The sequence below is a fragment of the Peterkaempfera griseoplana genome (assembly GCF_001418575.1).
GTDB lineage: Bacteria > Actinomycetota > Actinomycetes > Streptomycetales > Streptomycetaceae > Peterkaempfera > Peterkaempfera griseoplana.
The window spans coordinates 1-4,396 of record NZ_LIQR01000545.1; the positions used below are offsets into that span (position 1 = coordinate 1).

4 protein-coding genes and 1 pseudogene are annotated in these 4,396 nt (G+C 75.7%); 2 read left to right on the forward strand and 3 right to left on the reverse strand.

All coding sequences use genetic code 11. From position 1 onward, the window contains the following. Positions 1-829: AfsR/SARP family transcriptional regulator (locus AOK09_RS40550; RefSeq protein WP_217698524.1), on the forward strand; the 829-nt coding region annotated here is incomplete at its 5' end. A gap of 60 nt (positions 830-889) precedes the next feature. Here AOK09_RS40550 and AOK09_RS32205 read toward each other — a convergent pair. The 3 genes from AOK09_RS32205 to AOK09_RS32215 are packed head-to-tail and all read right to left on the reverse strand — an operon-like array spanning position 890 to position 3,465. Beyond that, entirely contained in the window at positions 890-2,074 is a 1,185-nt protein-coding gene (locus AOK09_RS32205) for a beta propeller repeat protein (RefSeq protein WP_055590761.1), read from the reverse strand. Next, positions 2,071-2,937 carry a hypothetical protein gene (locus AOK09_RS32210; RefSeq protein ID WP_055590762.1) on the reverse strand — a complete coding sequence of 289 codons (867 nt, stop codon included), beginning with the start codon at positions 2,935-2,937 and terminating at the stop codon, positions 2,071-2,073. The genes AOK09_RS32205 and AOK09_RS32210 overlap by 4 nt, the downstream gene beginning before the upstream one ends. A gap of 30 nt (positions 2,938-2,967) precedes the next feature. Next, positions 2,968-3,465 carry a SigE family RNA polymerase sigma factor gene (locus tag AOK09_RS32215; protein ID WP_055590763.1) on the reverse strand — a complete coding sequence of 166 codons (498 nt, stop codon included), beginning with the start codon at positions 3,463-3,465 and terminating at the stop codon, positions 2,968-2,970. 337 nt (positions 3,466-3,802) lie between these two features. Between AOK09_RS32215 and AOK09_RS32220 the strand changes: the two are divergent. Beyond that, positions 3,803-4,396: pseudogene (locus AOK09_RS32220) on the forward strand (hypothetical protein); the annotation flags it as partial.

Below are 4,396 nucleotides of genomic sequence, written 5' to 3' on the forward strand. Positions count from 1 at the left end.
CGCCCACCCCGCCCGGAGCGACGCCGAGGACCTGCTGGCGATCCTGCGCTCCCCACGCGCCCACTCGCTGCGCAACGCCCCCAGGGTCCGGCTGCTCGGCCCGGTGGACATCCTGGGCGCGACCGGCCCGGTGGATGTCTCCGGGCGCGGCCGGCTCATCGAGATAGGGTCCTACCTCGCGCTCAACCCGGGCAGCGACCAGCGCGCTTTGGACCTGGTGCTGCACCCGGGCGCCGTGCAGGGCGACCCGGAGGCCGCCGGGCACGCCGCCCGGGAGCTGGAGTCGGCCGTGGACCGGCTCCGGCACTGGCTCGGCCAGGACGGTGAGGGCAGGGTCTTCCTCGCCACCGACGGCAGTGGCGCACACGCCTTCTCACCGGCCGTCACCTGCGACTGGGACGACTTCCGCAGCCTCTACCGGCGCGGGATGCGCAGCACCAGCCCGGCGGCCGACGCCGCACTCGCGCATGCGCTCGCCCTGGTGCGGGGCGCCCCGTTCGCCGAGGTCACCCAGGGCTCCTACGGCTGGGCCGAGCCCTTCCGCCAGGACATGGTGGCAGCCGTTCTGGACACCGCCCACGAGCTGGCCGCGCGCCGACTGCAGCACGGCGACTTCCGCAGCGCCGAGGCGGCGGCCTACCGGGGCCTCGCCGTGGCCCCGGACGCCGAACTGCTCCACCGCGACCTGCTCTACATCTACGCGTCGGCGGGTGCCAGGGAGCAGCTGGTGAAGGCCGTCAACCGGCTGGACTCCACCAGCCGGCACGCCGCCCGCGACCTGGAGCCCGAGACGGTCTCGCTGCTCCGCGACCTGATGGAGCAGCCCTGACGGGCCGGGGCCGGGGCTGTCGTGGCCGCCCCGGCCGGTCCGGCCGTAACGCGGGCAGGCTCAGCGGGTCAGCCCGAACGGTGTCTCCCGGCCGTCCGCACCGGAGGCCGAGCCGACCAGCGTGAGCTGCGCACCGGTGCGTATCAGCCCGGCCACCTGGGCGTCGCCGGCGACCGCGGGCACGGCGATCCGCTGCCAGCCGCCTGCGCCGAGGCGGAGCAGCAGTGGTTGCCCGTCCGAGGCCCGGCCGGCCGCCGCGACGTCGCCGGACCGCGCGGTCACCGTGCGAAGGGTGCCCGCGACCGCCGGGAGGCCCGACCGGGACCACCGGTGGCCGTCCCAGTGCGCGGCGAGGACCCGTTCCGCGCCGTCCCCGGTGCCGCGGTACGAGCCGACCGCCCAGATGTCGTCCGGCCCGTCGGCGGCGATGCCGTAGAGCTCGCCCTCCAGCCCGTCCAGGGAGGGCACCGGAGTCCTGGTCCAGGACCTGCCGTCCCAGTGCAGCACCAACGGGCGGCCGAGCTCGCCCGGACGGGCCGCCGTGCCGACGGCCCAGACGTCGGCGGGCCCGTCGGCGACGACCCCGTCGAGCGCCCAGTAGTCGGCGTCGAGCTGGGGCCCCGGTATCTGCTGCCAGGCGGTGCCGTCCCAGTGCTCGATCAGGCCCAGGAAGGTGAGTTCCCCGATCGCCGGCTGCCGGGCGCCGACGGCCCAGACGTCGCGGGGGCCGGTCGCGGAGACCGAGAGCAGGCTCGCCCCCCAGCTGGGTTCGAGCAGCGGCGCGGAGGCCTGCTGCCAGGTGCCGCCGTCCCAGTGGGCGGTGGTGACGCCGGGGGCGTCCGCGTCGGGGTGGTCGCCGGTCACCCAGACACCGCCGGCCCGGTCGGCGCCGATGGCGTTCAGCCGCCCGCGGTAGCCGTCGGGTACGGCCAGCGGCGTCCAGCTGCGGACGGCGTCGTCCCTGGCGAGCAGTACGGGGACGCTGACCGGCGGGTTCTCCTTGCCGTCGCCCTCGCTCACCACCTGGCGCCCGGCGGCCCAGGTCGTCCGGGCGTCCACCCGTGCGGCCGCCAGCACGCCGATGTCGCCGGGCGGGAAGGGCTCCGTGGTCCACCCGGCCGCGGCGGCCGCATCCTGCTGCCGGACACCGAGGGGCACGGCCAGGGCGCCCGCGGGTGAGGCCGCCGCGACCACCGCGGTCAGGGCCAGGGCGGTCACGGCCGCCGTACCGGTCCGGATCCTCATCCGTGCTGCGCTCCCTCGTTGAAGGACTTCTGAACGGGCATCACCGGATCGGTGTCCGCCGCCTGGACCAGCGCCAGCACCCGGGGGCTGCGGGCGAAGGCCAGCAGCTGCGCGGCGGTCACGGGCGCGGAGGAGTGCGAGGCGTCATGGGGGTCGATCTCGATGCTCACAGCGCTGTGCCCGAGGTCGAAGCGGACGCTGGTGGCGGTGGTGTCCATGGAATCGGTGGGCACCACCGTCACCGCCGCCCGGACACCGCCGGGCAGCTGCTCCAGCCGGCAGGTACCGCCCTTGGAGGCGGCGGGGCAGTCGACGGGGGCCGGGGTACCGGACACGGGGCGCACGGAGAAGGTCACCGGGAACACCCGGCCGCCCGCGACGCCCTCGTACACCGCCGGGTTGCCGTCGACCAGCCGGATCCGCCCGACCGCGGGGGGCAGCAGGTCCTGGAGGGCGGCGGCGGTCAGCTGCCGCCAGTGGTCGACACGGGCGCGCTCCTGGGGCGAGTGGTCCGCGGGCCAGTCCTCGTCGGTCCACGGGGACGGCGGCTGGACCACCGGGAACGTCCTGGTGGGGGAGGGGAGCCCACCGGCCGGTGGGGCGGCGGTCGCGCCCGGTCCCGTCTGTGCGGCCGGCCCGACCAGGGTCGTGCGGTCGTGCGGCAGGCAGGTCGTGGCCGTGCCGAGCACCAGCGCGGCGCAGGCCAGCGTGGAGCCTGCCCAAGCGGCCCTGGACCGGGTGCGGCGGCGCCGTCCCTGTGCGGCCGCGGCGGCGACCAGACCGGGCGGCGGCTCCAACTCGTCGGCGGCGCGGGTGAGGAGGGAGCGGACGAGGGTGTCGTCCGCGTGGTCGTCGTACGTCATGGGAACTCCTGCTGGTCGCGGTGTGTCCGGCTATTCGCCGATGTAGAGCTCGACGGGGCCGAGCTGCTCGCGCAGCCTGGCCAGGGAGCGTGAGCACTGGCTCTTGACGGTGCCGGTGCTGCACCTCAGGAGCTCGGCGACGGTCTCGACGCTGAGGTCCTCCCAGTACCGCAGCACCACCATCGCCCGGGCCCGGGCGGGCAGTTCGGCGAGTGCCGACTGCAGGGTGAGCCGCAGGTCGCTGTCGTCGCGCGGGACCGGGCTGCTCCGCAGGACGCCCACCCTGCGGGCCAGCAGGCCGCGGCGCTGCTCGGCGAGGAAGGTGCGGGTCAGCACCGTCCGGGCGTAGGCGTCGAGGTTGTCCGCGCGGCTCGCCCTGCGCCAGTGCTGGAAGAGCTTGGCCAGGGTGGTCTGGGTCAGGTCGTGCGCACGGTGGGGGTCTCCGCAGAGCAGGTGCGCGGTGCGGTAGAGGTGCCGCTGCCGCGCGACCGCGTACTCCTCGAAGTCCATGTGCTCATGTGTGTGCATCCGCCCTCCGGCTCGCTGGGTCCGTCACCCCTCTCCAGATGCACGACGGCAGCGAAAGGTTGAGAGGTGTTCTGATCCGGGAGCCGCCGCCGGACCGGGGACCGGCTCGGAGGGACGCGGGGTCAGGTCGTGGCGGGGTTCCCACGGGTGGCCGTGGCCTTTCGGGAGGATGTCCTGCGAACGCCGGATGGCCGACGGACCGGGCGACCAAATACAGTGGCAGACCCGGGACGGCGAGCGGCGCCGTGCGACGGACGCACGCGGCAGCGGCGGGACGGGATGGTGACCTGCGGTGACGGGGAGTTCATCGACCTCGACGTCGGAGACCACCGCTCAGGTGCCGCTGCCACTGCAGTCGCCGGGCACGGCGGCCGCGCAGACCGCGCCGCTCCCAGCGCCGGTCGACCCCTTCGCCACCTCGGTGACCGCAGTGCACCCCGCTCACCCTCTGATGGACAGCCGGTCGGCTCCGCGTGGGCGGATACTGGTCGTCGAGGGCGGCTTCGCGGCAGGCGGCCGCTGGCCGTGGGCCCGGCAGGCGATCTCCAACGGGGCGCCCGCGCTCTCCGCCGTACTGGCCGCGGTCTCCCCCCAGGTGCTGCTGGCCGCGGAGGCGGTGGACGCGGTGCATCTGCCGGCGGCCACCGACCCGCAGACGGTGCTCGCCCATCTGCGGTCCGCCGCCCGGCACCCGGGCCCGGTGCTGATCCACCTGGCCGGCCATGTGCTCGCGGACCGGCGTGGCGGGCGGCTCCATCTGGCGCTGCGCGACACCAGGCCGTCCTCGGTGCGGCACGACGGGCTGCCCTGGCAGTGGATCGCGGCGGAGCTGCGGTCCCGCCCGGCCGAGTGGGGCGCGCTGGTGATCGCCGACCTCAGCGCGGACGAGACGGTGTGGCCGATGCTGCACACCGTGCCGTCGCCGCTCGCC